The sequence below is a fragment of the Haloferula chungangensis genome, assembly GCF_042664875.1.
GTDB classification, from domain to species: Bacteria; Verrucomicrobiota; Verrucomicrobiia; order Verrucomicrobiales; family Akkermansiaceae; genus Haloferula; species Haloferula chungangensis.
The window spans coordinates 293,570-316,870 of sequence record NZ_JBHTBS010000004.1; the positions used below are offsets into that span (position 1 = coordinate 293,570).

Annotated in this window: 20 protein-coding genes; 10 read left to right on the top strand and 10 right to left on the bottom strand. The window is 58.0% G+C overall.

Annotated elements, in window-relative coordinates; all coding sequences use genetic code 11:
- Positions 1 to 58 precede the first annotated feature (58 nt).
- The 6 genes from ACFQY0_RS10270 (at position 59) to ACFQY0_RS10295 (ending at position 7,283) form a co-directional block, all read left to right on the top strand.
- Complete coding sequence (locus tag ACFQY0_RS10270) at positions 59 to 1,816, top strand: chloride channel protein (protein WP_379711954.1); 1,758 nt, start codon at positions 59 to 61, stop codon at positions 1,814 to 1,816.
- Between the two features lie 265 nt (positions 1,817 to 2,081).
- Positions 2,082 to 2,840 (top strand): hypothetical protein, encoded by a 759-nt coding sequence (locus ACFQY0_RS10275; protein ID WP_379711956.1) that lies wholly within the window; start codon positions 2,082 to 2,084, stop codon positions 2,838 to 2,840.
- A 212-nt stretch (positions 2,841 to 3,052) separates the two neighbouring features.
- Positions 3,053 to 3,811, top strand: a complete 759-nt coding sequence (locus ACFQY0_RS10280) for a MotA/TolQ/ExbB proton channel family protein (RefSeq protein WP_379711958.1) — start codon at positions 3,053 to 3,055, stop codon at positions 3,809 to 3,811.
- A gap of 33 nt (positions 3,812 to 3,844) precedes the next feature.
- Positions 3,845 to 4,273, top strand: coding sequence for an ExbD/TolR family protein (locus tag ACFQY0_RS10285; protein WP_379711960.1), 429 nt, complete (start codon positions 3,845 to 3,847; stop codon positions 4,271 to 4,273).
- Positions 4,273 to 5,598: a coiled-coil domain-containing protein gene (locus ACFQY0_RS10290; RefSeq protein ID WP_379711962.1), complete on the top strand. Its 1,326-nt coding sequence runs from the start codon at positions 4,273 to 4,275 to the stop codon at positions 5,596 to 5,598. Before ACFQY0_RS10285 ends, ACFQY0_RS10290 begins: the two co-directional genes overlap by 1 nt.
- Positions 5,599 to 5,660: 62 nt before the next feature.
- Entirely contained in the window at positions 5,661 to 7,283 is a 1,623-nt protein-coding gene (locus ACFQY0_RS10295) for a coiled-coil domain-containing protein (RefSeq protein WP_379711964.1), read from the top strand.
- A gap of 11 nt (positions 7,284 to 7,294) precedes the next feature.
- Here the strand turns inward: ACFQY0_RS10295 and ACFQY0_RS10300 are convergent, their stop codons facing one another.
- A complete protein-coding gene (locus ACFQY0_RS10300) occupies positions 7,295 to 7,660 on the bottom strand; it encodes a Dabb family protein (protein WP_379711966.1) in 366 nt (121 codons plus the stop codon).
- A 361-nt stretch (positions 7,661 to 8,021) separates the two neighbouring features.
- Between ACFQY0_RS10300 and ACFQY0_RS10305 the strand changes: the two genes are divergently transcribed.
- Positions 8,022 to 10,385 (top strand): hypothetical protein, encoded by a 2,364-nt coding sequence (locus tag ACFQY0_RS10305; protein ID WP_379711968.1) that lies wholly within the window; start codon positions 8,022 to 8,024, stop codon positions 10,383 to 10,385.
- 120 nt (positions 10,386 to 10,505) lie between these two features.
- Positions 10,506 to 12,515: a hypothetical protein gene (locus ACFQY0_RS10310; protein WP_379711970.1), complete on the top strand. Its 2,010-nt coding sequence runs from the start codon at positions 10,506 to 10,508 to the stop codon at positions 12,513 to 12,515.
- A 27-nt stretch (positions 12,516 to 12,542) separates the two neighbouring features.
- Here ACFQY0_RS10310 and ACFQY0_RS10315 read toward each other — a convergent pair whose 3' ends face one another.
- Positions 12,543 to 14,018 carry a DNA recombination protein RmuC gene (locus ACFQY0_RS10315; RefSeq protein WP_379711972.1) on the bottom strand — a complete coding sequence of 492 codons (1,476 nt, stop codon included), beginning with the start codon at positions 14,016 to 14,018 and terminating at the stop codon, positions 12,543 to 12,545.
- Positions 14,019 to 14,129: 111 nt separating this feature from the next.
- Between ACFQY0_RS10315 and ACFQY0_RS10320 the strand changes: the two genes are divergently transcribed.
- Together ACFQY0_RS10320 and ACFQY0_RS10325 are read left to right on the top strand one after the other, a co-directional pair.
- Positions 14,130 to 14,750, top strand: coding sequence for a superoxide dismutase (locus ACFQY0_RS10320; protein WP_379711974.1), 621 nt, complete (start codon positions 14,130 to 14,132; stop codon positions 14,748 to 14,750).
- Between the two features lie 301 nt (positions 14,751 to 15,051).
- Entirely contained in the window at positions 15,052 to 15,387 is a 336-nt protein-coding gene (locus ACFQY0_RS10325; RefSeq protein ID WP_379711976.1) for a translation initiation factor, read from the top strand.
- Positions 15,388 to 15,392: 5 nt separating this feature from the next.
- On the opposite strand, the gene ACFQY0_RS10330 is transcribed toward ACFQY0_RS10325, so the two are convergent.
- The 8 genes from ACFQY0_RS10330 to ACFQY0_RS10365 form a co-directional block, all read right to left on the bottom strand.
- Complete coding sequence (locus ACFQY0_RS10330; protein ID WP_379711978.1) at positions 15,393 to 16,055, bottom strand: alpha/beta hydrolase; 663 nt, start codon at positions 16,053 to 16,055, stop codon at positions 15,393 to 15,395.
- Positions 16,056 to 16,162: 107 nt separating this feature from the next.
- On the bottom strand, positions 16,163 to 16,876 hold the full coding sequence (locus tag ACFQY0_RS10335; RefSeq protein WP_379711980.1) for a type II secretion system protein: 714 nt from the start codon (positions 16,874 to 16,876) through the stop codon (positions 16,163 to 16,165).
- 527 nt (positions 16,877 to 17,403) lie between these two features.
- A complete protein-coding gene (locus tag ACFQY0_RS10340) occupies positions 17,404 to 18,954 on the bottom strand; it encodes a sialate O-acetylesterase (RefSeq protein ID WP_379711982.1) in 1,551 nt (516 codons plus the stop codon).
- Between the two features lie 145 nt (positions 18,955 to 19,099).
- The gene (locus tag ACFQY0_RS10345) at positions 19,100 to 19,837 is read right to left on the bottom strand and encodes a hypothetical protein (RefSeq protein WP_379711984.1); all 738 of its coding nucleotides are present in this window, start codon (positions 19,835 to 19,837) and stop codon (positions 19,100 to 19,102) included.
- Between the two features lie 72 nt (positions 19,838 to 19,909).
- A complete protein-coding gene (locus ACFQY0_RS10350) occupies positions 19,910 to 21,262 on the bottom strand; it encodes a Gfo/Idh/MocA family oxidoreductase (protein WP_379711986.1) in 1,353 nt (450 codons plus the stop codon).
- Between the two features lie 19 nt (positions 21,263 to 21,281).
- A complete protein-coding gene (locus ACFQY0_RS10355; protein WP_379711988.1) occupies positions 21,282 to 21,803 on the bottom strand; it encodes a hypothetical protein in 522 nt (173 codons plus the stop codon).
- A 278-nt stretch (positions 21,804 to 22,081) separates the two neighbouring features.
- A complete protein-coding gene (locus ACFQY0_RS10360) occupies positions 22,082 to 22,609 on the bottom strand; it encodes a glutathione peroxidase (RefSeq protein ID WP_379711990.1) in 528 nt (175 codons plus the stop codon).
- A gap of 32 nt (positions 22,610 to 22,641) precedes the next feature.
- Positions 22,642 to 23,232: a 3'-5' exonuclease gene (locus tag ACFQY0_RS10365; RefSeq protein WP_379711992.1), complete on the bottom strand. Its 591-nt coding sequence runs from the start codon at positions 23,230 to 23,232 to the stop codon at positions 22,642 to 22,644.
- Positions 23,233 to 23,301 lie beyond the last annotated feature (69 nt).

The window sequence follows — 23,301 nt, forward strand, 5'->3', positions numbered from 1 at the left end:
GTGCTATCGGGGCGGCCGGCGGATGGACGAGGAACGGAAGAGCAGCTTGCCAGACTGGATGCGGAATCGCTTGAGCGATGACCAGCGGTTTGCGGTGCTGTGCATGCTGGGAGGTCTGCTCTGTGGCCTGGCGGCGGTGCTGTTTCATCTGGCGATCCACCATCTTTTCGAGTGGTTGTGGCATGAGGCATCACATCGCGAACCGACGGAGTTCATGGCGATGATGCTGCTCGCTCCGACGCTGGCGGGGCTGCTAGTTGGGATCGGGGTGCAGTTCTTCGCGCCGAATGCGGCGGGCAGCGGGATCCCCCAGACCAAAGCCGCCTACTACAACAAAGGAGGGAAAATTTCTTCGCGGACGGGAGTGTGGCGCTTTGTGCTCGGCGCTCTCTATGTGGGTTTGGGAAACAGCCTGGGTCGGGAGGGACCGACGGTGCACATCAGCACGGCGATTACTTCGAGGATCGGGCGCTGGGCATTTCGTGATCCGACTCGAGTGCAGGCGATGGCGCCGGTCGGGATGGCGGCAGGAATTGCGGCGGCGTTCAATGCGCCGCTCTCGGCGCTCACCTTCGTGTTTGAGGAGTTGCTGGACAACTTCGCGATGAAGGCGCTGGGCGGCATGGTGGTGGCGGTGGTGATTGCGGCTGCGGTTTCACGAACGCTGCTGGGGGAGGATCCGGTGATCATGGCGAAAATTGCCGAGGACTATCAGACCTCGGCATGGATGCTGGTGGCGCTGCCGCTGGGTTTGGCGGCGGGACTGATTGGTCATGTTTTTGTGCGCAGCACGCTGGGTTTGCGCGGGTGGTTCAAGACGCGGCGCTGGTTGCCGATGTGGATTCGCCCGGCGACGGGTGGGCTTTCGTGCGGGATTCTTGGCCTGTCGGCCTACTTCCTGACCCGCGACATGGGCGATGCGCAGAACTCGGTTTTCAGCATCGGCTACGAGAGTCTCGAGGCCGCGTTTGAGAACCGGATCACGGTTCAGATCATTGCGGTCCTGCTGGTGATGAAGTTCCTCGCCGTGGTGCTGAATTATGCGACCGGGGGATCGGGCGGTTTGTTTTCCCCGACTCTGTTCATTGGCGGAATGCTGGGGGCGTTGGTGGGAGCGGGGCTGGTTGAACTGCAGGACCATGGTCATTGGATCCCGGCCTTTCCATCGGACACGAAGGTGATCGGCGGCTGCGTTCTGTTAGGAATGGGGGCGATGTTTGCGGCGGTCGTGAGGTGCCGCTTCACCTCGCTGATCATCATCTTTGAAATGACGGGGAACTACTCGTTGATCCTGCCCTTGATGGCGGGAAACATTCTGGCCTTTGCGATCGCCAAGCACCTGCAGCCGGTGAGCATTTACAATGCGCTACTTCTGCAGGATGGCGTCACCCTGAGGAAAATGCCGGCCTACCGAGGTGCGCAGGATTACCGGAAGCTGCCGGTGCAATCGATCATGACGCACGAGATCTTCAGCTTGATGGCGGGGGAGACTTTGGAATCGGCCTTGAAAAGGATCTCTCAAGCGCAAAGCCGCTTCCATGCCTATCCGGTAGTCGATGAGGAAGGTAAGCTGGTGGGGGTGATCACCCGTCACGAGCTCACGGATTCGGCAGAGACGATGAGCGTGGGTGAGCTGATTGTGGATCAGCAGATCCTTTCGGTGACGACGGATACCTCCATTCGTGATGCCGCGAACCGAATGATCGCACGGGATTTCCAGCAGGTGCCGGTGGTCAGCCAAGTGGACCCGAAAAAGCTGATCGGTTGGCTGACATTGAACGACATCGCGCGGCAGCAGAACGCGGTGGAAGGCTGAGAGCTCAGCACACCTGGAGGGTCAGCGAAACGGTCATGGAAGGACGAGCATGCCCGGCAGCGGTTCGCTCCTGCCCAGCGATTCAAGGTGGGAATCCCATGGGAAGATGAGCCCTCGACTCCGAGTGAGCTTTCGCGCTGGCATGCAAGGCCCTGAGCGCAGGAAGCAATTTAACGCTTGCCACCCTACCTGATCCCAGAATGTATGCAGTATGCCAAAACAAAGAAATCGGCATGAGAAGCCCCAAGATAATGAACCCAGGATCATGAACAAACTACCCGCAATCATCACCCTTGTGCCACTGGCGCTTGGCCTTAGTGCGCTGAATGCTTCAGCCGCAATCGTCAATTACTCGACCAGCTTCTCGAGTGCCGACGAGGTCGCCTACGTGGATGGAGATTTGAATGGCATCGACGGCTGGAACTCCGCCGGAACGATCAGTGCAACGGCTGGCGCAGGGTATGTGCAGTTAGGAAACACCCAACGAGCGATTCATCAGGCATCAGGTGGCCCCATGGCGATTGGGGACTCCATTACGGTCAGCATCCTCTTCAATTTTGAAGCGGTGGGGGTGAATGCGGTATGGCGAATCGGACTGACCGAGACCAGCAGCATCGGTGCCGGTGATGCGAGGGTGGGTGCAGAAGTGAGGCAAGGTGGCACCACTCAGGCAACCGGGAATGGTTTCATGCAACTGAGGGACCAGTCGGCTGGAAACTCGGTGGCAACTACCGTCGCCTACAACAATACGGACTTCCACATTCTCACCACCACGATCACCAAGTCAGCGACAACGAACCTGTTCAATGTGGTTTCCGATATCGATGGCGTGACGACGAACTCCTATGATGTCACGAATTCCACCCTCTATGAAGCGGACACCGTCTATGGCACCTTCCAGCAACGAGGCGGGGCGAACCTTGGCAATGTCGACCGTTTCAGCATTGCTCAAGTTCCCGAGCCGAGCATCGCGACGCTGCTTGCAGGCGCGCTTGGTATCCTCATGGTTCGTCGCCGTGGATAGGTTGGGACTTGGAGCACGTTGACGCCTTGATGCCCAAGTGTGACGCGCATCGGCAATGTCCCGAAATTCTAGAAGGCCGCTGGAGAGATCCGGCGGCCTTCTTGTTCAGCTGGGGAAATTGCTGCGCCTTACAGTCGGAATCAGGAATTCACGCGTTCGACATTTTGTAAGAAAAGGCAGGCTTTCCAAGTAGCCACCCCATTTCCATCTCCATGAAGAAAGCCCTATCAGATTTTGCATGCTTGCTGATTGTGATCATTGCTCTCTCCTCCCCTGAGAAGTCTTCGGCAGCAGAATTGAACGGGAATTCAGTCGTCGCGGAAAGGAGCCATGAAGCATCGGTCGGAGGTGCGGGAGTTCTCATTTCCAAGTTCAGGCAAACCGGCATGACGGGCGTGACGTTGCTGCTCATCTCGGTGGTCGGGTTCTCATTTGCATTCGAGCGCGCCTATCATCTTCGAAAAGTGAACATCGTTCCCGAGAGGCTTACCGGAGAGAGCGAACGGCTCTGGAAGGCCGGGGATTTTGATGCTCTTCGCGAACTTTCACGCCAAAGACCCAGCACGCTGTCACGGGTCATCCTCATGCTCGTAGACCACAGAGAGGGTAGCCACACCGATGTCGCCAACCTTGCTGGCGACATGGCTTCGCGGGAAATGCGCATTCACCTTCAACGCGCGTATCCCCTGGCGGTCGTTGCGACGGTGAGCCCGCTGTTAGGGCTCTTTGGTACCGTCTACGGCATGATCGGAGCCTTCGAATCGGTCGCGCTTGCAGGCAAGATGGGCGATCCATCGATCATGGCCGGCGACATCTCGTTCGCGCTTATGACAACCGCCATCGGTCTCGTCATTGCAGTTCCCGCGCTGACTGCCTACCACTTCTTCCGCGTGCGCACGAACATTCTCGGTCTCGCCCTGGAAGAGCAGGTCAACCACCTTCTGATCCGCTGGTTTCCGATCGGGAAATGACCCATTTTCAAGAATCTAACAACACGATGACCGATGAGAGTTGATATGGATGACGGCAGTGACATTGCCGTGGACATGGGACCTTTGATCGACTGTGTGTTCCTGCTGTTGATCTTCTTTTTGGTTTCATCGACGATGAAGAAGCCGGAGCCGGAACTTCCCATTGATCTCCCTGAGCCCGCGATCTCCGCCATCGATAGTGCGGATCCGAGTCCGACGCTCATTTCCATAGATCGCAGCGGCCAGTTTTACATGGATGGTCTGCCGATCGGGCAGAGCGAGCTTCACCGTCGGCTCAAGGCGTTTTCCGCCGAGGATCCCACGGCTCACATTCGCATCGACGTCGATCGTGAATCTCCGAGCAGGACCCTCGTTCAGCTGCTCGACCTCTGTGCCTTTGAAAGTCTGAGCAACTATGCGCTGCACACGCGCTCACAGAATCTGGATAAGCTGTCCCGCTGATGGTGGAGGATTCCATAGACGGCGGTGGCGGCTGGAGCACGTGCAAACCCGGCGGTCGGCTGCTGTGGATTGTTCCTTCGCTCGTCTTGCACGTGGCCGTCATCGGCGTATGGGTGGCGATGCCTGCTGATGAGGCCCGAAGGCCTCGGGAAAAACTTCACGTTGAAAGTGCGCAGCTTGAGCAGCTCCAGGAGCACATCGAGGATGCCAAGCTGCGTGAACTGCATCGGGAAGTGCGGCGATTGCAGGAGATCAAGCGGAGCATGGCGAACATTCGTTCAAAGGAACTGATAAGCCTGAAGGAGTTTGAGGAGGACATGCGGAGTCGCTTGAATCGTGATGGCCGTCAGGCCCTTGACGAACTCCTCAGGGCACAAGTCGGCCTTTCGGATGCTCAGCAACAGTTCATGGAAGGTCTTCTGAAGATCGAGGGCCTCGTTCAAAAAGTGCAAGCTCTACTCGATCAGCATGCGTTCGGTGAAGCGATCCCACTCGCTCGCCAAGTGCTTGATCAGCACGACGATTTGCAGACGAAGCTGAAGGCATTGGACCAACAATTACTTCTCGTGCAGGCGAAATTCGATCCTGCCGATGCCGTATTCGGCTGGATCACGGGGAACGAGATCGCCCGGAGATGGGACGATCTGGTGATCATGAACGAACAGGTTTTCACGAAGCAAAGCACGACTTCCGACAAGATGGATCGCGTCCGGCTCCGACAGGGAGCGGCGCTCAAGCGTCTGGTGGGCGAGCATGGTATCGCTATGCAGCTCCAACGCTCCCTCGATGAGGAAAAGAAGGCTCAGGCCGAGTTTGAATCCCAGTTCGCCCTCCTCACCGATTCCCTCCGGAAGGCGGATACGGACATCAAGGTTTGCGAACTGAAACTCCGCAAGGCGGATCAAGATTTGAGGTCTGTTAGGCGAGAGCGAGGGCAGCTCGGTCGCGAACTCCAGAGCATTCATGGCGGGCACCCGGACACGCAGCAGCGCCGGACAGATGTCCAGAAGATGATTGAGGCCACGGATCAGAAATTGATTCGGCTTTCCCAGCAAAGGAAGGGGGCAGGCGTCGCCCTGCAAGAGGCAAAGAATCTTGCGCACCAATCCGGGCAGCGGCTCAAACAACTTCGAGCGCCGGGCGATCGATGGCAGCAGCAACGGAAGAACCTGACGGATAGACTGGCGCAAGTTCTGAAGGCCCTTGTGGGCGAGGCTGATATCATCGCTGCCCAGCAGGATGTTTTTGATCTCCAGAGTCAGGCCATGGAGCTTTCTCATTCGCTCATCGAAGCGGCAAACCGAAGCGAGGAGGTGTCGCAGTGAAAGCGTTCCGCATCTCCACGCTGGTGATTGTGTTACAACTTCCTGCTGGAACCCATTTCAGCATGGCTGACGCTCTGCCGGACTTCAGCGGTGCGCTTCATTCGCTGCGTGAAGACGTCGAGGTTTCGGATCTCGACGTGCTCGAGAGCTACGCGGAAGCCCTCGAACTTGAGAAGGAGATCGCCGAGCTTTACCGCGAAGTCCGCTCAATCGAGCTCTCCCAGATCCAGCGACAAAGCCTGAAGCGATCCTTGAGGCAGACCCTGCCTCCCGTCTCCGAGCGATGGAATCCCGATCGTCGAATCCTCAATGCTCGCGTCAAGGATGGCGACCGGCTTGCGATCTATCAGGAGGAACTTCAAAAGCTGATGCAGGAAAGCGATGCGATCGTTTCGAATGCCGAGGAGCTGCTCCATTCGCTGTTGCCCGGTCTGCCGGATCAGACAAAGGAGGTGCAGCGGGAGGCCATGCGGAGGGTGCTTCACGAGATGGCAGAGCAGGGGATCGGCAGCGAAGAACTCGAGGCCCCAGAGAATGCGCATGAAATGGCGACGGTGCTCGAAAAGGAAGCGGTGCGGAAACTGGAGGAGTCGGAGAGTTCGTTGAAACAAGCACTCGGCGAGTTGGAGAGAGCGGAGGAACTCATGGGCGCTGGCCGCGTGAATGCCGGCGGGGAATCGAATGACATTGCCGGCCGACTCGCGGAAGAGACTCTAACTAACATGACGGAGCATGTCGTTTCAGCGATCGAGGCCATCTCGGGAGAAATGGAGAACTCTCTCGAGAATGTCGGGAAGGTCCGCGAAGCGATGGGAAGGATTGACGAAGCTCTCGCTTCGGCGGGTGATGTGAATTCAGAACTCCAGGCGAGAAAAGCGGACGAACCACTCCTGCACACCGAAGAGGCGGTCCGCGCCTTGAAAACTGCGGACAGAGGCATGGATGCCGCTCTCCATGCTGCGGCAGGTGCTGCCAGGCTTCGTGCGGAAATGCGAGACGGTGCCAGTTCCCATCAACAACGAATTGCTCAACAACAGGTGCTCCAGAAGCTCGCCCGTGCCGAGGCCGGCACCTACCTCGACCTGACCCGTCAGATGAAAGGGGAGGATCTCGAGCTCGTGCCCGAGCCTGTTCCTCCGGAGCATCAACCCCCACCGATCATTGGCAATTTCAGCGGGGAAGCCGGCCGCAAACTGGTCAAACATGGCGGGATCTCCGCAACCTGGTTCCACGTCAATCAGTGGTATATTCTTGGCCCCTACGATAACCGTGGACGGATGAATCTTCAGCGTGTCTATCCACCGGAATCCGCCATTGATCTCGATGCCGAATACCTCGGCAAGAATGGAGCCCGTCTAACATGGACCTACGATTCCTTCGTCGAGGAGATGGTCGCTCCCTCGGCCGGCTGGGGGGAATACACGATCTATTATGGCTTCACCGAATTATTCTTTGAGGAAGACGCCGATCGATGGATCGCTGTCGGCAGCGATGACCGCTCCGATTTGTGGATCAACGACATGCCCGTGTGGCGCAGCAGCAATCAGCTGAAGAGATGGTCGATCGACGAAGGATTTCGCAAAGTCCACTTCAAGAAAGGGCGCAATAAGGTCGTCTTTCGCCTGGAAAACGGCTGGCATAACCTCGGCTTCTCACTGCTGATCAATGCCAAGCCGAAGTACTGATCGAGCGACGATTACTTCGCCACGTAGTCGATCACAAGAACGTCCTTGAGCGATGGCTTGAGCATCGAGACAAAGGCCTGATGCGCTTCGTGCGGGAGATACACCTCGAGCCCTGCCTGGTCCTTGAAGGTCACGAGGAAGCAGTGGGTGAAACCCTTTGCTTTTCCTTCCGGACTGACATTGGTGCCCCATTCGAAGTCCTTGATGGAATCAATTTTCTCAGGGAGGGCGGCGAAAGCCTTCTCGATTTTAGAGATATCCTCTGCTGCGGCATCGTCCTTGAAACTGAATAAAACGAGGTGGCGGAATTCAGATTCGGCCACAGCCACTGCGGTAAGGAGTAACGAGAAGATCGGTGTAATCAGGTGTTTCAACATGCGCGCAGTGTCGCCAGCCCATGGAGGTCGTCAACCAAAGGCGGTCTCATGGAATTTCCGAGGCCCTTCCTCCCCGAAAAAAAGTCCACCGGAAGACGGAACTCCCGGTGGACCTGCCCTTTTCAGGGCTAACTAACCCATTAGTTATTTCGGAGAGAAATCCAGAAACAGAAAACAGAAAGCTCCCCTAGTCGATTGTCGACAAAAGGGATATTGAGGTCTTTTGCGCCGGTAAGGCAAGCCCCGTTTCACGGCGTTGAAGGCTCAAAATTTCCCTTGCGCCGGCCGGGAAAATTCTTCAATTGTGTTCTGTCGACAATCCGCAACGGATTTGTAAAGAACCTCTGACCACGAAAAACCGATGAAACCTCCTAAGAATACGTCACTTCTGCGTTGCCTTGTGCCGCCGGCCCTCGTTTTGGCTGTCTCGATTACTGTCGCTCAGGCAGCCCCCATTGAGTTTCTCGCGGCCGAAGGATTCGGCGATGGCGATCTCAATGGTCAGCAGGGCTGGGTGGCGAGCACTGGCAAGTTTCTCAGCAACCAAGTGGACGCGGCCGCGGGAGTGGTGACCTCACAGAATGGCGAGATTGCCGTTTTTGATAGCCCCTTGAATCTGGAAGTGGGGGAGAGCTTCCGTTTCTCGGCGACCTTTCAATTTGTCGATTTCACGGCAACCGGATTGACGCCACCTGCTGCCGGCGAGTTCTGGTACATGCTGAGGACCGGCCTCAAGGAGACCAACGCCGCCACGACCGTGGCCAACGGGGCTCCGAGTGGCATCACGCGCCTCCAAGCTTTCGATGGCAACGTCCGTCTGCTCAACAATGCTTTCGGCGCGGGAACCGCCGGGGGAACGGGCAGTGCTCTGGCGCTCGATACACCCTACACGATCAGCTACGAGATCACCCTGGGAGCCGATGCCGAATCGACGAGCTTCAGCATCAGTCTCAGCGACGGGACGGCGACGGCCAGTGGGACGATCATCGGGATCAGTCCGACTCTTTACGACGATCTCGCCACGGGCGATGGCGCTTACGTGTTCTTTCAGTCGGATGGTGCCGTCCAGGGTGGCATCGATGCCATTCAGTTGCTGTCGGTCGACATCAGTGGATCCACTCCTCCGCCCAGCGGAACACTCATCGACTTCCTTGCTGCAGAAGGATTCTCCAACGGAGACCTCAACGGTCAGCAGGGCTGGACCGCCACCACTGGAAAATTCCTGAGCAATCAGGTGGATGCTGCGACGGGAATTGTCACCTCGCAGAACAGTGAAATCGCGGTCTACGACACCGCTTACAATCTCGCTGTTGGCGAAACATTCAGCTTCTCCGCCTCATTCAAGTTTGCGGATTTCACGGTTAGTGGACTGACCCCTCCGGGCTTTGAAGAGTTCTGGACGATGGCGAGAACCGGACTCAAGGAGACGAATGCAGCCACCATGGTCGACAACAGCACTCCCAATGGAACGGCCAAGTTTCAGGCTTACGAGAACAATGTCCGCTTGCTCGACAACGGCTTCACTCCCGCCACGTCGGGAACCGGCAGCCCCGTCGCTCTCGGAACGACTTATACCATCACCTACAGCCTGACCATGGGTGCCGATGCGGCAACGACCAGCATTGCCGTGAGTCTGAGCGATGGAGTCACGACCGTTCCCGGAACCATCACTGGAATCAGTGACTCTCTCTACACCGACCTCGCCAGTGGCGATGGAGCCCATCTCTTCTTCCAAGCGGACGTCGTCGTTCAAGGCGGCATCGACGCCATTCAAATCGATACCATTCAGATCGAGGGTGCGACTCCTCCTCCCAGCGAAATTGTGATCGATTTCCTGGCGGCTGAAGGCTTCTCAAATGGCGATCTAAACGGTCAGCAGGGCTGGATCGCTAGTGATGCCAAGTTCCTCAGCAATCAGGTGAATGCCACGACAGGTCTTGTCGTTTCGCAGAACAGTGAGATCGCCGTCTACGACACCGCCTACAACCTGGCTGTTGGAGACACCTTGCACTACTCCACTTCGTTCAGCTTTGCTAACTTCAACGGTGGCGAGTTGACGCCTCCGGGAGCTGAAGAGTTCTGGACGTTGCTGAGAATCGGGCTCAAGGAAACGAACAATGCGACCATGGTCGCCAACGGTGCTCCGAGTGGTGTTACCAAGTTCCAAGCATTCGAGAACAATGTCCGCTTGCTCGACAATGCCTTCACTCCCGCCACCCCGGGAACCGGCAGCGCCCTCGCTCTGGCGACCCCTTATACCATCAACTACAGCATCACCCTCGGAGCTGATGCGGCGTCCACGAGCATTGCAGTGAGCCTGAACGATGGAGCGGCCACGGTTAGTGGAACGATCACCGGGATCAGTGACTCGCTTTATAGCGACCTCGCGACCGGCGATGGCGCCTATCTTTTCTTCCAGTCCGATGGCGTGGTCCAGGGCGGTATCGAGGCCATTCAGGTGGATGTTGTCAGAATCGAAGCTCCCGAAGTCATTCCAAGCGACGGCATTGTCATCAACTCCGTCAGCTATCAAGAAGGTGTGGGCTTCACCATCAACTACACTTCCGGCGTCGGACCGGTAGATGTCTGGTTCAATGATTCCGGCACCTTGGACATCGACGACTTCTTCCTCCTCGATGAAGATCAGACCGGTGGCACCTACACCGACAACAGCACGACACCCAAGGCGTTCTACATCCTCACCACAGCGGGCGAGGCACCCTAGGAGAACGCATTCAGACAACCTTCTAACACCAAGAGATGGCGGGCCAAACGGTCCGCCATCGCTGTTTTCCGATCGAGCAAGGTTCTTTCCTGCCAAGGATCAGGCTGATAAAGGAAATTCATGAAACCCGCCGATCGCTTCATTGAAGCTGCCACCGCGCCGCTCGCGGACAGTAATGCCGAGCTTCATCTGGCGGCGCAGCATGAACTGCGGGAGCGCATTGACTCCAGCCAAGAGGCGGCACTTCTCGCTGCTGCCACTCGTTTGGATGGCAGGCAAAAGAATCGCTGGATTCCCGGGCTGCTGATTTTGATGGGGGTCATTTCACTGCTGATCATCGGACAGGCCCTGACCCAGTATCTAGCTCTGAAGACTGCGTACGAGGTCTTCAATATGGGCCGCCCTTCGTCAAAGCCGGCCTTTTCGACCAGCCATCTTTCCTCTGATCAGAAGCTGCTGCTTTTCGGCGATCTCAGCCGTTCTGGTAGAAGTGAGCGCTGGAAGGCTCTCTGGGACTCCCGGCCTGAATACCCTCCTTACTTTGCGAACTATGTCGGTCACCATATCAGTGAATATGGTGCTCTCCCTCCGGACTTTCTTGAGAATGCGACGAAGATCGATCCCGATAATGGCTGGTACTGGGCTCTGGCAGCCGCCTCCGAGGCGAAGGGCAACGCGGTCATGACTCGCCCCTCGCCGGCAGACCGCGAAGCAGGTATGGCGTCGACGTGGAGCATCGTCGATCCCGTCAAACACAGCACCGCGCTTGATCTGCTGGAGCAAGCGGTATCAAAGCCCCGGATTACGAGTTACAGGAAGGTGATGGTCGAGCAACAGCTCCGCCTTCTACCGAAGCGGACGGACTATTTGAGCCAGTTTTCTGTCTACAGCTGGCTTAATGACAACATCAGTTTCGGGGGGAGTTTGCGGCCCGTTTCCGAGTTGATCGCCGCGGAGGCGGAACGCTGCAAGACTGAGGGTGATCTCGAAGGCTATCGGAAGGTTCAAAGTTCTCATAAAGCTCTCTCCATGGTATGGGTTCAAGACAGCCCCTACCTTGTTGATGCGCTTGTATCCAAGGTGTATTCCATTGCTCCTGTTAGGAACCTTCGGGATGCTGCTTCGGCACTCGCTCTCGCAGGTGAGGCCGAGGTCTATCAGGAAATTGATGACCGTCTCAATCCCGGTGTAAGGAAGCGGAGGAAACAGAGCGATCTCGCGCATGATCTGGAGCGATTGGCTCAACGGAAGGGTGGGGCTTTAAGCGCCATGTCACTTCCGATGATCAGCCGTCAAAGCTTCCAGCCCGTTCCCTTCCGGGAGGACGAAATCACTCCCGCAAGACGTGCAGAGCATGCGCTTTTTGGAAGAGCGGCGTCCTTGGCTACATGGCTGCTTCTCGGCCTATCGCTCGCCGCCATTTCGCTGATTCGCCCTCAAGCCCAACTCGGTCCATTGTCTCGCCGGCTTCGTAATCTCTTCCTACCTGCAGATTGGGCGTGGATCATCGGACTTGGCCTGATGTTTCCGGTACTCTGGCACCTGCTTGTCGCTCAGTTCAGTCCCTTGGCCGCCCATCACTGGAACATGAGCTTCAGTGCATTTATTCTCCCGGGAGTTCAGTTCGGAGCCACTGCGTTGATGATGATCATTACTCCTCTGGTTGTCATTCGATGGCGAATGAAGGTAAGAATGCCGTTTATCCAGTTCCATCATCCCAACAGGTGGCTTGCCTGGCTTGCTGTCGTCTCGGCTACCCTCGCGATTCCCGTTTTGGGAGCTCTTCCTTACATCGAGAGCGCGGAGCTTCTATTCCTCAGTTTGACGGCCCTCTTTCTTGGCTTTCCACTTCTCTGGCTCATCGGAGTGGCCTTCAAATCAATCTACCGCAGTCGCCACCGTGCATTGGCGAGTCGCGTGATTGTCGATTCGCTGATCCCGACCTACTGCATCGGTATGATCCTCAGTCTGCTCAGTGTTCCTCTATTTCACATCGCGGAAAAACAGTGGATGAGGCACGATCACATTGGAGAAATAAGCAGCGAGGAAGCTTCCTTTTCGCGCTACGAGTATCGCGTCACCGAGCAACTGAAAGCGGAGTTGTTAGAAGAACTGAGCGAATTGCCGTGAGATAAGGAGAGGACAATTCCGTCCTCCTCATCCCTCCAAAGCGTTCCTCAAATCATCCGCCGCCGAGCCAGCCTTCTTTTTCGTATCTGCAGCAAAGCCAAAGTCCTCGTCCATGGCTTCGGCCATTGGCAGGCGAGCGGATTTTTCGATCGGATCGACGTCCGGCAGGAATTTGTCGTCCGGCACCGCCTTGAGTTCTTCGAATTTCCGGGCGGTGGTCAGCACGCGGGTTTCGTAGGATCCGATCGCCGAGTTGTAGTGCCCCACGGCGCTGTCTAATGACCTGCCGAGCTTGATGAAGTGGTCGGTGAGCTTCGAAAGCCGTTCGTGCATGGTCTGCCCTAACAGCGAGATTTCCTTGGCGTTCTCCGCCAGCGTCTCCTGTCGCCACCCGTAGGCTACGGCCTTCAGCAGCGCGATGAGGGTGGTCGGAGTGGCGAGGATGACATTTTGCTCCACCCCTTTTTCGATCAGCCCGGGATCGGTGCCGAGGGCGGCGGAAAAGAAGGCCTCGCTCGGTAGGAAAAGGACGGTGAATTCCGGTGCGGCATCGAACTGCGCGGTGTAGTTCTTCGAGGATAGCTGGCTGATGTGGGTGCGCACCTGACGCGCGTGACGCTTCATCGCTTCGTCGCGCTCCCCATCGCTATCGGCCTCGATGGCATCCAGGTAGGCATCCATCGGGGTTTTCGAATCGACGACGATCGTCTTTCCTCCTGGCAGGCTGACGACCAGATCCGGACGCAGCCGTTTGCCTTCGTCGGTGGTGCTGCTGGTCTGCGTGGTGAAATCGCAGTGCTCCTGCATGCCGGCCATCTCGACCACGCGGCGGAGCTGCATTTCTCCCCACTGACCGCGACCGGTCGGCTGTCGCAGGGCTTTGACGAGCTGTCCGGTCTCGCGCTGCAGCCCGAGCTGCGCTTCGGCCATTTGTTTGACCTGCTCCTTGAGTTCGCCATAGGCCCCGACCCGCGCCTTCTCGATTTCGCCGATCCGGCCCTCGAATTTGCCGAGGGTTTCGGTCATCGGTTTGACCAATTGCTCGATCGCCACGCGTCGTTTTTCGAGCTCGCCCCTCGCCTCATCCTGCTGAGCCTGAAGCGATTGTCTGGCCATGCTGAAAAACTGATCGGTGGAGGATTTCAGGGCATCCGCCGAGAGTGCCTTGAAGGTATCCGAAAGCCGTTGCTCGGCCCGGTCGAGCAGCGCCTGCTTTTCCTTGGCAGCCTTCGCTTCCTCTTCCAGCCGCACCTTGATTGCCGCGAGCTGCTCGCGCAAAACCATGCCGTTTCGCTCCTCTTCCTCCTGAGCTGAAGTCACCCGTGCCAGCCGCGCCTCGAAATCCGCTACGCGGCGCATTTCCCCTCGCAGCTGCTCTTCCAGGCGACTTCGGACCGATCTTCCTGACAGCCAGGTGATGAGCCAGCCCAGCAGTAATCCGACGGCGGCGGCAGTGATCCAGGGGAGGTGGGGGGCGAGATCCAGGGTGTTAAGGTCAGGCATGGTTCGTTTGTTCCTTGCGGACTGGCGGGTCCGAGCCATCGTGGCGCGGGGCAATCGCTCGACCGGACTAAAGGTCGCGGGCCTCGAACGCAAACCAAACCAATCCTCAATATGGCACATTCAGTCCCCGAACTCGGCTACTCCTTCGACGCACTCGAACCCCACATCGACGCGAAGACCATGGAGATTCACCACGACAAGCACCACGCTGCCTACGTCAGCAAGCTCAACGACGCCCTCGAAGGCACCGGTCTTGAAGATAAGAGCATCTGCGAACTCGTCAGCGATCTTTCGCAGGTACCCGAAGGCAAGCGCGGCGCCGTTCGCAACAACGGCGGTGGTCACGCCAACCACAGCTTCTTCTGGAAAGTCATCGCACCCGGCGGAGCCTCTGCCCCTTCTGGCGAGCTCGCTGCCGCCATCGACAAGGCATTCGGATCCTTCGATGCCTTCAAGGAAGAATTCGCCAATGCCGGCGCAACCCGTTTCGGCTCCGGCTGGGCATGGCTGGTGAAAAAGGACGACGGCAGCGTCGCCGTCTGCTCGACCGCCAACCAGGACAGCCCATGCATGGGTGAAGCGATCGCCGGCTGCTCCGGCAAGCCGCTCCTCGGTCTCGATGTCTGGGAGCACGCCTACTACCTCAACTATCAGAACCGCCGCCCCGACTACATCGCCGCATTCTGGAATGTGGTGAACTGGGACGTCGTCGCAGAAAACTTCGCAGGCTGAGTCTCCGACTCGCCCCGATTCTTGAAGAGGCCGCCGAATTCGTTTCGGCGGTCTTTTCTTGTACGGGAATCGCTTTCTCCTGTGGCTTCTCGCCAAATGTCGGGCGGAGCGGGAGTGGGAAGCCTTCCGGGAAGATGGATGGGCTAAAAGATGGATGGGCTAAAGGTGGTTCGCTCTGATTTTCGAAAAATTTGCGTGAGCTTTGGCGGATCTGCGGTTGAATGCGGCGATGGGTCGGAAGAAGAAAGGGAGTGGCGCGGAATCTGAGGAGAGATCCAGCGAGCCGAATGCATTTGGTGCATTGGACGCACTCGGTGACCTCCCGGCGGGACCGGAAGCGCTCGTGCCGATCAGCCCCGCCAGGACCTCCAAACGCGGGCAGAAGAATACCCGTCGCGGACGGGTGGATATCGTGCGCCAGACAGCGCATCGCGGCGGAAAAGCGGTGACGATTGTCAAAAACTTCACCGGGATCGGTCAGGCGGAAAAACAGGACCTGGCCAAGCTGATGCGAAAAGCCTGCGGGGTGGGAGGAACCGTGAAGGACGGCTGTATCGAAATTCAGGGCGACAAGCGTGAGGAGGTGAAACGCATCCTGCTTGAAGCGGGTTTTGAGCCGGTTTTTTCGGGGGGATGAGAAGTTCAGGAACCATGTTCCTTCAGCCAGTCAAAGACATCGCGCACTTCCTCCTGGGAAACCGAGTGGGCCAGGGCGATGTAGCTTTTGAAGCTGGCTGTGTAGCCCGCGATTCTCAGGGCATTGAGTGCCTCTTCGGCGGCTTTGATCGGCACCACGTCATCGGCATTGCCGTGGAGGATGCTGATGGGAAGTGAGCTCCTGTTAGCCGGCGTCGGGTAGGCATCGGACTGAAGCAGATAGCCGGACATCGCCAGAATGCCGGCGATCTTTTCCTGATTCCTGAGACCCACGTGGAGTGCCATCGCAGCCCCTTGGGAGAAGCCCGCGAGGATGATCTTTGGCGCGGACTCAGCGGCCATGATCGATTCGATTCTTTGCTGGCTGAGTGCGACCGTGTCCCAATCCACCTCACGGGGATGGCTGAGGGCGAGAATGTCATACCAGGCAGGCATCGCCGTTCCCATATTGACCGTGACCCGCATCACTGGGGCGTGGGGCAGGACAAATCGCCAGCGACGTGGGGCGGCCATTTGACAGAGCATCTTTGCGACCTCTTCAAAATCATGGCCGTCCGCTCCCAGGCCGTGCATGAGGACGACGCACAGTTCGGCGTCCTCCTGCTTCGCACCGATTTCAAGGTAGAGAAGGTCGGATGAATGGGGCATGCCGCAGGATGGTAGGGCTCATCCCACCGAGGGCAATGCTCAGCACCAATTTGATTAACGAAGTTCCGCCGTTAGCGGCAATGCTCCGTGCCGGGCCTGGGTCAGCCTCAACGGCGACCATTAGTGCCCATCCAGAAGCTGTTCTTTTTACCGCCACGCGCGTCCAGGCTCGTCATGTCGTCCATCGTGATTTCCCCGACATGGCCATCGTAGTAGGCGACGAGTGCCTTGCCGCGGTGGCGGTAGGCCATCATGGGAGCATTGACCTTTCCTTCGACTCCTTTCCAACTGCTGCGGCCGCTGTACTGGACGAGCCAGTTCACGGCGGTGACGAAGGAGGCGGTCTGCGATGGCGAGGTTAATTCGGTGAGACGGTAGGAAGATTCGGTGCCCGGTTCACTCGATGTGTAGTCTTCTTTTGAAACCATGCCGTAGCTCGCCTTCAGGGTATCGAATTCGGCAGCTCTGGCCTTGTAAGCAATGGCATCGAGATGCTTTGGCGAGACACGGCTCTCCTGGCTGTTTCCTTCGGTGGGCTGATTCACGCCGATGTAGAGATCGAGGAAATCTGAATTTCGATCCCAGATTCCACCGGCATTGCCTTTCTCATTCTTGGTATAGCACGCGACGAATCGGCCATTGTTGTCGGACGCATAGAGTCCGTTGGCGAGCTGGAGTTTTCTGAGGTTATCGACAGATTGCGCTTTATCCGTAGCGGATCTCAGTCGGGTGGTGCCGAGAAATACGAAGGAGGCGAGAACGATAATGATGACAGTGACTACCATGAGTTCGACGAGCGTAAAGCCGCGCTGAGTTGACATGGAAGTGATGTTGCGTGAGTTGTGGGTCATTGTTTTTTGGGTCTTTGTTGCGATGGGACACCACGGCTCGGGAGCAGTGGCATTTTTTAGAAAGCACCATTCAATGCTGCTTTTCATTCTCACTTTTACGACAGTTGAGGAAAATTGTCGTGTCACGGGAACGTGTGACTTCTGCGCCAAGCGTAGGCGGCGGACCCAGGGAAGAATGGTCGTTCGTGACCCTTAATGAAAACTCACATAACGCACACAGAATCAGTCATATGGAGCGGTTAAGAAGACGTCGGACGAGTGTCGTGAGTTCACGGAATCTCATCACGAATGATTTCTAAGAAATCTTTGAAATCCGGGCACGCCGAGCCCGACGAACCGGGAAGTCTCCTTGAGAGATCGGATTCCCGCTCGGATTTGTTAGAGGGCTTTGGAGGCCTCGAGTTCAATACATCTCAAAGAATCGGCTCAGCTGCGAGCCGATACCGATAAGGGAAATGGAACCCGATCAATCTTCGAGATTGGCCTATCAACCGCCCTCACTCCTCGGTGCTGAAGACCGAAGCGGGGAGGTCTTCTCCGTTGACGAGGTTGGCGCCCTCGGGATTCGATGACCAGGCGTAGCGAGCGGCGACCGGTTTGGTAACTTTGGAAGATGACACGATCACGCTTTCTTCTTCGATGCGGGCGTTGGCCCAGTGCCAGACTTGATCATCGCCGGCGATGGCAAAGCGTTTGAGTGGCTTGCCATCGCGGGATTTCAGACCGCTAGCTTGGTCGAAGTTGATGCGGATTTCAGAGCCTTCGACAATGCTGTTAGAGTAGAGTGGTCCACTGAAAGTTGTCTTCCTCGCGTAGTCCTTGGCGAGGGCCCAGAGGGCGAGGCGACGCCCGACTTCCTTCTTGTTCCTGGGGTGGATGTCGTTTGCTGCGCCAATGTCATTGGCGACGGCCATGCCGGTCTTTGTTAGAGAGAGCGTTTTGCGTTGTTCATTCTGGAGCTCGGCCCATGGATCGACGGCTCCGGGCTGGTCGGTGGCTTTCTGGAAGTTGGCGAGCTGCACCCAGAGGAAGGTGAACTCATCATTCCAGCGCTTGCGCCAATCGTTGATCATGAGCGGAAAGAGTTTTCCGTAGGCGGCGGCGGTTTCGGGTGTCTTGGCATTGGCCTCGCCTTGGTACCAGATGGCGCCGCGCATCGGGTAGCCGACGAAGGGGTGGATCATTCCGTTGTAGAGCACGCCGGGGCGGCCTTCGGTGGCGGCGGGGTCGCGAGCAAGTGTGGGCCGGCGCGGCTGCTGGCCACGAGCGTCCTTTGACTTGGCTTTCCATGCGGCGAGCTTCTTTTGGTACGCCGCTTGGGCGGTCTCGTATTGTTTGGCGGCCTTCTCGGGATCGTAGCGGTCGACCAATCCCTCGAGCTTGGCGAGCTGTTCCTTTCCTTCCGGAAGGGTGGCGAGGGCCTCGCGGCTGGTGAAGGTTTCGACCGGCTTGCCGCCCCATGAGGATGAGATGATGCCCACAGGAACATCGAGCGCCTTGTGGAGCTCCAGGGCAAAGAAGTATCCGACGGCGGTGAAGGAGCCAGCGGTTTCAGGTGCTGAGACGAGCCACTCACCGTCGATGTCTTTCTGAGGCTTGGCGGCAGGACTGCGCTTGGCCTGGAAGACCCGGATGCCGGGATGATCGGCGGCGGCAATATCCTGTTCAGCTTGGTGGGTTTTGCTCAGGGTCCATGCCATGTTCGATTGCCCGGAGGCGAACCAGACTTCGCCGACGAGCACGTCTGTCAGAGTGCGGGTATCGTCGCCGGAGGTGATCTTGAGGTCGGCGCCATTGGATTGGGCGGAGCGGGCCTTGAGGGTGGCCTTCCAATCCCCATTGGCATTGCTGGTGACGGTGGTGGCGTCGCCGTCAAAGCTGACGATCACTTCCTTTCCCGGATCAGTCTGCCCCCAGATCACCAGCGGCTTGTCCCGCTGGAAGACCATGTGGTCGCTGAAAAAGTGGGGCAGGATGAGCTCGGCGGAGGCGGGTGCGCAGGCGAGTATGCCGATGGCGGCAGTGAGGGAGAAGGAGTGGAGCGTCATGATCTAGGAAGGTAGACGCGGGGAGAACTGCAGGCATTACAAGATTGGCTGTCATGCTCGATTGCAGGCACGAAAAAGGCCGGACCCTTGTGAGGGACCGGCCTTGAAGTTGGTTCGGCTCGGAACGCCGCTTTCCCGGCTGAGGTCAGCTGGCCTTGCCGTAGACTTCCACTTCGATGTAGTGGTTCATGTCGTTGGAGGTGTTGCCCTGGCTGTAGAGGCGGACGTAGCGGCCTTTGGTGCCTTTGCCATCGATGATGTGACCGAAGCGGCTTTCGACGTAGGGGCGGTCGCCACCTTTTCCGAGGCCTGAGGAATCGTCGTAGTCGTTGTTGAAGACGGTGGTAACGCCGGTCTTGAATTCAGCGTCGTCGGAAATCTGAACGATGACGTCGTTGTAGGCGCGCTTCTGGGAGTGGAAGTGCCAGACCCAGATGGCGCTGATGTCGGCGCTCTTTTCGAGGTCGATCTGAACCCACTGGAGACCGTCGAGGATTTCCACGAAGTAGCCTTCGCCGGCTTCCTTGTCGCCATCGGTGATGAGGTCGAGCTCGCCGATGAGGGGGAGGTCGTCACTGGCGGTGACGGGCTTGCCTGCGGAGAGGAGTTCGGTGCCTTCCGGAACGTTGAACACGGGGGCCGCGGTCGGAGCTTGGAGAAGGTTCGGGACCTTCATGGCAACGGGAGTGCCTTCGATGAGTTCCGGAGGAAGTTCGCTGACGAGCGGAACGCCGCCTTCGACGCCGCTTGATGTGGCGGCTGCGTCGCTTGCAGGAGCTGCGTCACCGGAGTCGGTGGCAGCACCGCCGCTTTCCGACTTGCAGCTGGAGATGATGAGGGCGGCGGGAAGGCCGACGATTGCGAGGATCTTGGATGCTTTCATTTCGAATTGGAGGAGGGGTTGAGTTTGGCTCTTTCTGGTGAGATGAAGGACTCTATAAGTCCTTCTCCATTGTTAGACGGAGAGGTGTTCTGCGGTGAAATCGATGCGGCGCTTTTCGAGGGCGGAAGGGTTGACCCAGTAGATGGGGGCTTCGCTTTCGAAGGCGTGGCGGGCGTCGCAGTTGAGGGTGGCTTCGCCACGCACGGCGGCGAAGAAGTTCTCAAGGTGCGGCTGGTGGGCGGGCTTGTTGAAGCCGCCGGGAAGCTCGAATTCTTCCGGTGCGGCCGAGGCGTAGGACGCGACGGCATCGGCGGATGCTTCCGGCTTCGGTGGGGCGGGCTTGCGCTTGAGATAGCCCTTTTTCACCAGATCGTCCCACTGCGGGGCACCGTCTTCGCGGAAAATGGCGGAGTTCGCGGCGATTTCCGAAATCTTGATGGTGGCTTCGGTGCCCATGAAGCTTTCCCAGAACCCACCGCCAGCGCTGGTGGTGGTGAGAACCTGATAGAAGGCACGGACTTCGCCCTCCGGGGTATCGAAGTCGAAAATGCACATGACGTTGTCGAAGTGCTCGCGGTCCTTGAAGTAGGCATTGCCGCCGGAGGCATAGACGGCGGTGGGCTTGGCGTCATTGAGGAACCAACCGAAAATGTCGATCTGGTGCGCGCCGAGGTCGGAAATCGGTCCGCCGGAGAGCTCGGTGTAGGTACGCCAGTTCATGAACTGGTGCATGTCCTTGAAGCCGTACTTATTGAGCACCTCGTCGGGAACGATGATGCTCTTGGAAAGTTTTTCGCCACCGATGTCCTGGGACGCTCCGAGCGAGCGGTTCCACTGGGCATTGATGTTGGTGATCTGACCGCAGATCTTCTTGTCGTTGATGAGAACGTCCTTGGTGTAGCGGTAGCGCGGATTGCTGCGGCGCTGGTGGCCGATCTGGCAGAGCTTGCCGGATTTTTCTGCGGCGTGGACCATCGCGCGGGCGCCGTCGATGGTGTTCGACATCATTTTCTCGCAGTAGACGTTCAGGCCCGCTTCGAGGCATTTCACGGTGTGTGGCGAGTGCCAGAAGTCGGGGGTGGCGATGACCACGGCATCGAGGCCTTTTTCCGTGGCGAGCATTTCGTCGATGTCGACGTAGCCTTTCGGGATCTCTCCCTGAAGCGCACGGACCTGGTTCATGCCCTTCTTGCGGTTCCAATCGGAGATATCGCAGACGGCTTGGAAATGGAGGCCGGGAATGTTGCGCAGGCAGTTGAAGAGGACTTCGCCCTGCTTGCCGAAGCCGATCAGGGCGACGTGGAGGGTGTCCTTGGATTGCGGGTCCGCGGCCTTCAGCAGACCGGGCGCGCCGAGGACCATTCCGGCACCGGCAGTGCGGGTGAGGAAGCTTCGACGGGTGAGGTTGTTGGGTTCCTGACTCATGGTCGTATCAAGTCGGGGATTACCACTTCTTGAGAATGCAGAAGCGATTGTGGCGATGAAGGGCGAGGGCGGCGATGATGATCAGCATGTGGGTGCCGAGCCATGCGACACCGGACTGACCGGCATTGCCCATGAGAATGAGACCCCAGGTGAGGCTGATGTAGAGCAGGCCGAGCACGAACAGTGAGGTGCGGCTGGCGATTCCGAGAAGAATGGTGAGGCCGAGGATGATCAGCGCAGGACCGAGCACAGCGTTGTAGATCGGAAGCATGAAGCCGGGGATCATCGGCTGATCGGCAAAGGTTTCACTGAGGCCGTCCGGGATGCCTTTGTAGGCATCGAGTGCATAAGTTTTGACGGTCGCCGTCTCCATCAATCCGTAGTCGTTCGGCTTGCCGTCCACGAGAGCCAGGCGTTCGACCTCGGTGGTGGTGGCGAATTTCTCGACTCCAGTCTGGATGGCCCGGGCGGCGAGCCAGAGCCGGGCAAGAAGCGCGCCGTAAGTAAGGGCCAGGGTGTCGGGTTTCTCTGAGGTGCTCATAAATTTCGTGAACTTCGTGAAGTTGGGTGCGTTTTTACGTTCGCTGGCGCGGACTCTTTCTTCAATATCCGGCGGAACGCGCAAGTTTACTGCGGTTTTGCGACTAGCGCTTCCGGCGACGGTTATTCTGAGGGGCTGGAGCCATTCGACAAGCCTTCAGTGATGCTCAAAGAAGGGACACGAAGTGTCACGTATTCTCGAGCTTCGCATCCAGAGCGCAGCGCTTATGGTGGGCTCTGCCGAAAGGGCAATCCCATCACGGAGCTCCAGCTGGAGGATCAGAGTGCTTTCTCAATGGCATCGACGACCTCCTTGCTCTGCGGAGTCTGCCTGGGTTCGAAGCGGGCGATGGGCTTGCCGTCCTTGCCGATGAGAAATTTGCCGAAGTTCCATTTCACATCGCCGGGGAAGGCGCCTTCCGGACCGGTCAGGGCGGTGTAGAGCGGGTGCTGATCTTCGCCGAGGACGTGGATCTTGGCCATCAGCGGGAAGCTGACGTCATACTTCGTTTTGCAGAACTTTTCGATCTCCTCGGCGGTGCCGGGCTCCTGGCCTTTGAAGTCGTTGCAGGGGAAGCCGAGGATGACGAAGTCCTTGCCCTGGTACTTCTGGTAAAGGTTTTCGAGGCCTTCGTATTGAGGGGTAAGACCGCACTTCGAGGCGGTATTGACGATCAGCACGACTTTGCCTTTGTAGTCGGCGAGCGAGGTCTCCTTGTCCTTGATGGTCTTGAAGGGGATCTCGGAAAGATCGGAGGCAGGGGACATGAGGGTGGTAGCGGCGAGGAGGGTGCAGAGGAGTTTCATAGAGGGGCAATACGTTGCGGCACGATTCTTACTTACTGCGGATACGGATTGGCGCAATCTCCGGATTGCTGTCGCTGAGTCTGCTTGATGGCGAGGGCGCGTTTGAGGCAGCTGAGGAGGACGTGGCAATCGGCGAGGGCGCGGTGGGCGCCGCCGCCGGAGACGCGCAGAGCCGCGGCGAGGACGGGCAGGCCGTATCCTTTGCGAGGAGGAAGGAGGCGTTTGAAGACGGGGATCGAGCAGTCGACTGTGAACTCGCGTCCAAGATGGACACGGCTGGCGGAGGCATTCAGGAAACGCCGGTCAAAGCTGGCATTGTGAGCGAAGGTGGGGAGGTCCTCGACGAAGGCGTGGGATTCCTCCAGCACGGAAGCCAACTCCCGGCCCTCGATGCGAAGCAGGGAATCGGAGATGCCGGTGAGGCGGGTAATGTGCCACGGCACCGGCCGGGAAATCCGAATCAGGCGGCTCATTTCGTTTCGAACTTCGAGGTGCTCATCGACGCGGATGACGGCGATTTCGGTGATCTCCTCGCTGGCCGGGCTGAGGCCGGTGGTCTCGATATCGATGAGACAAAAGGGGCGTTTGCCGATGATTTCCGGAGTGGGTGCCGTGCGCCTCATGAGCGGGAAGGGATGATGGGCGGGGCGGGCTTTGGCGAGCCTTTGCGGCACAAAAAAACCGCTCTCCCT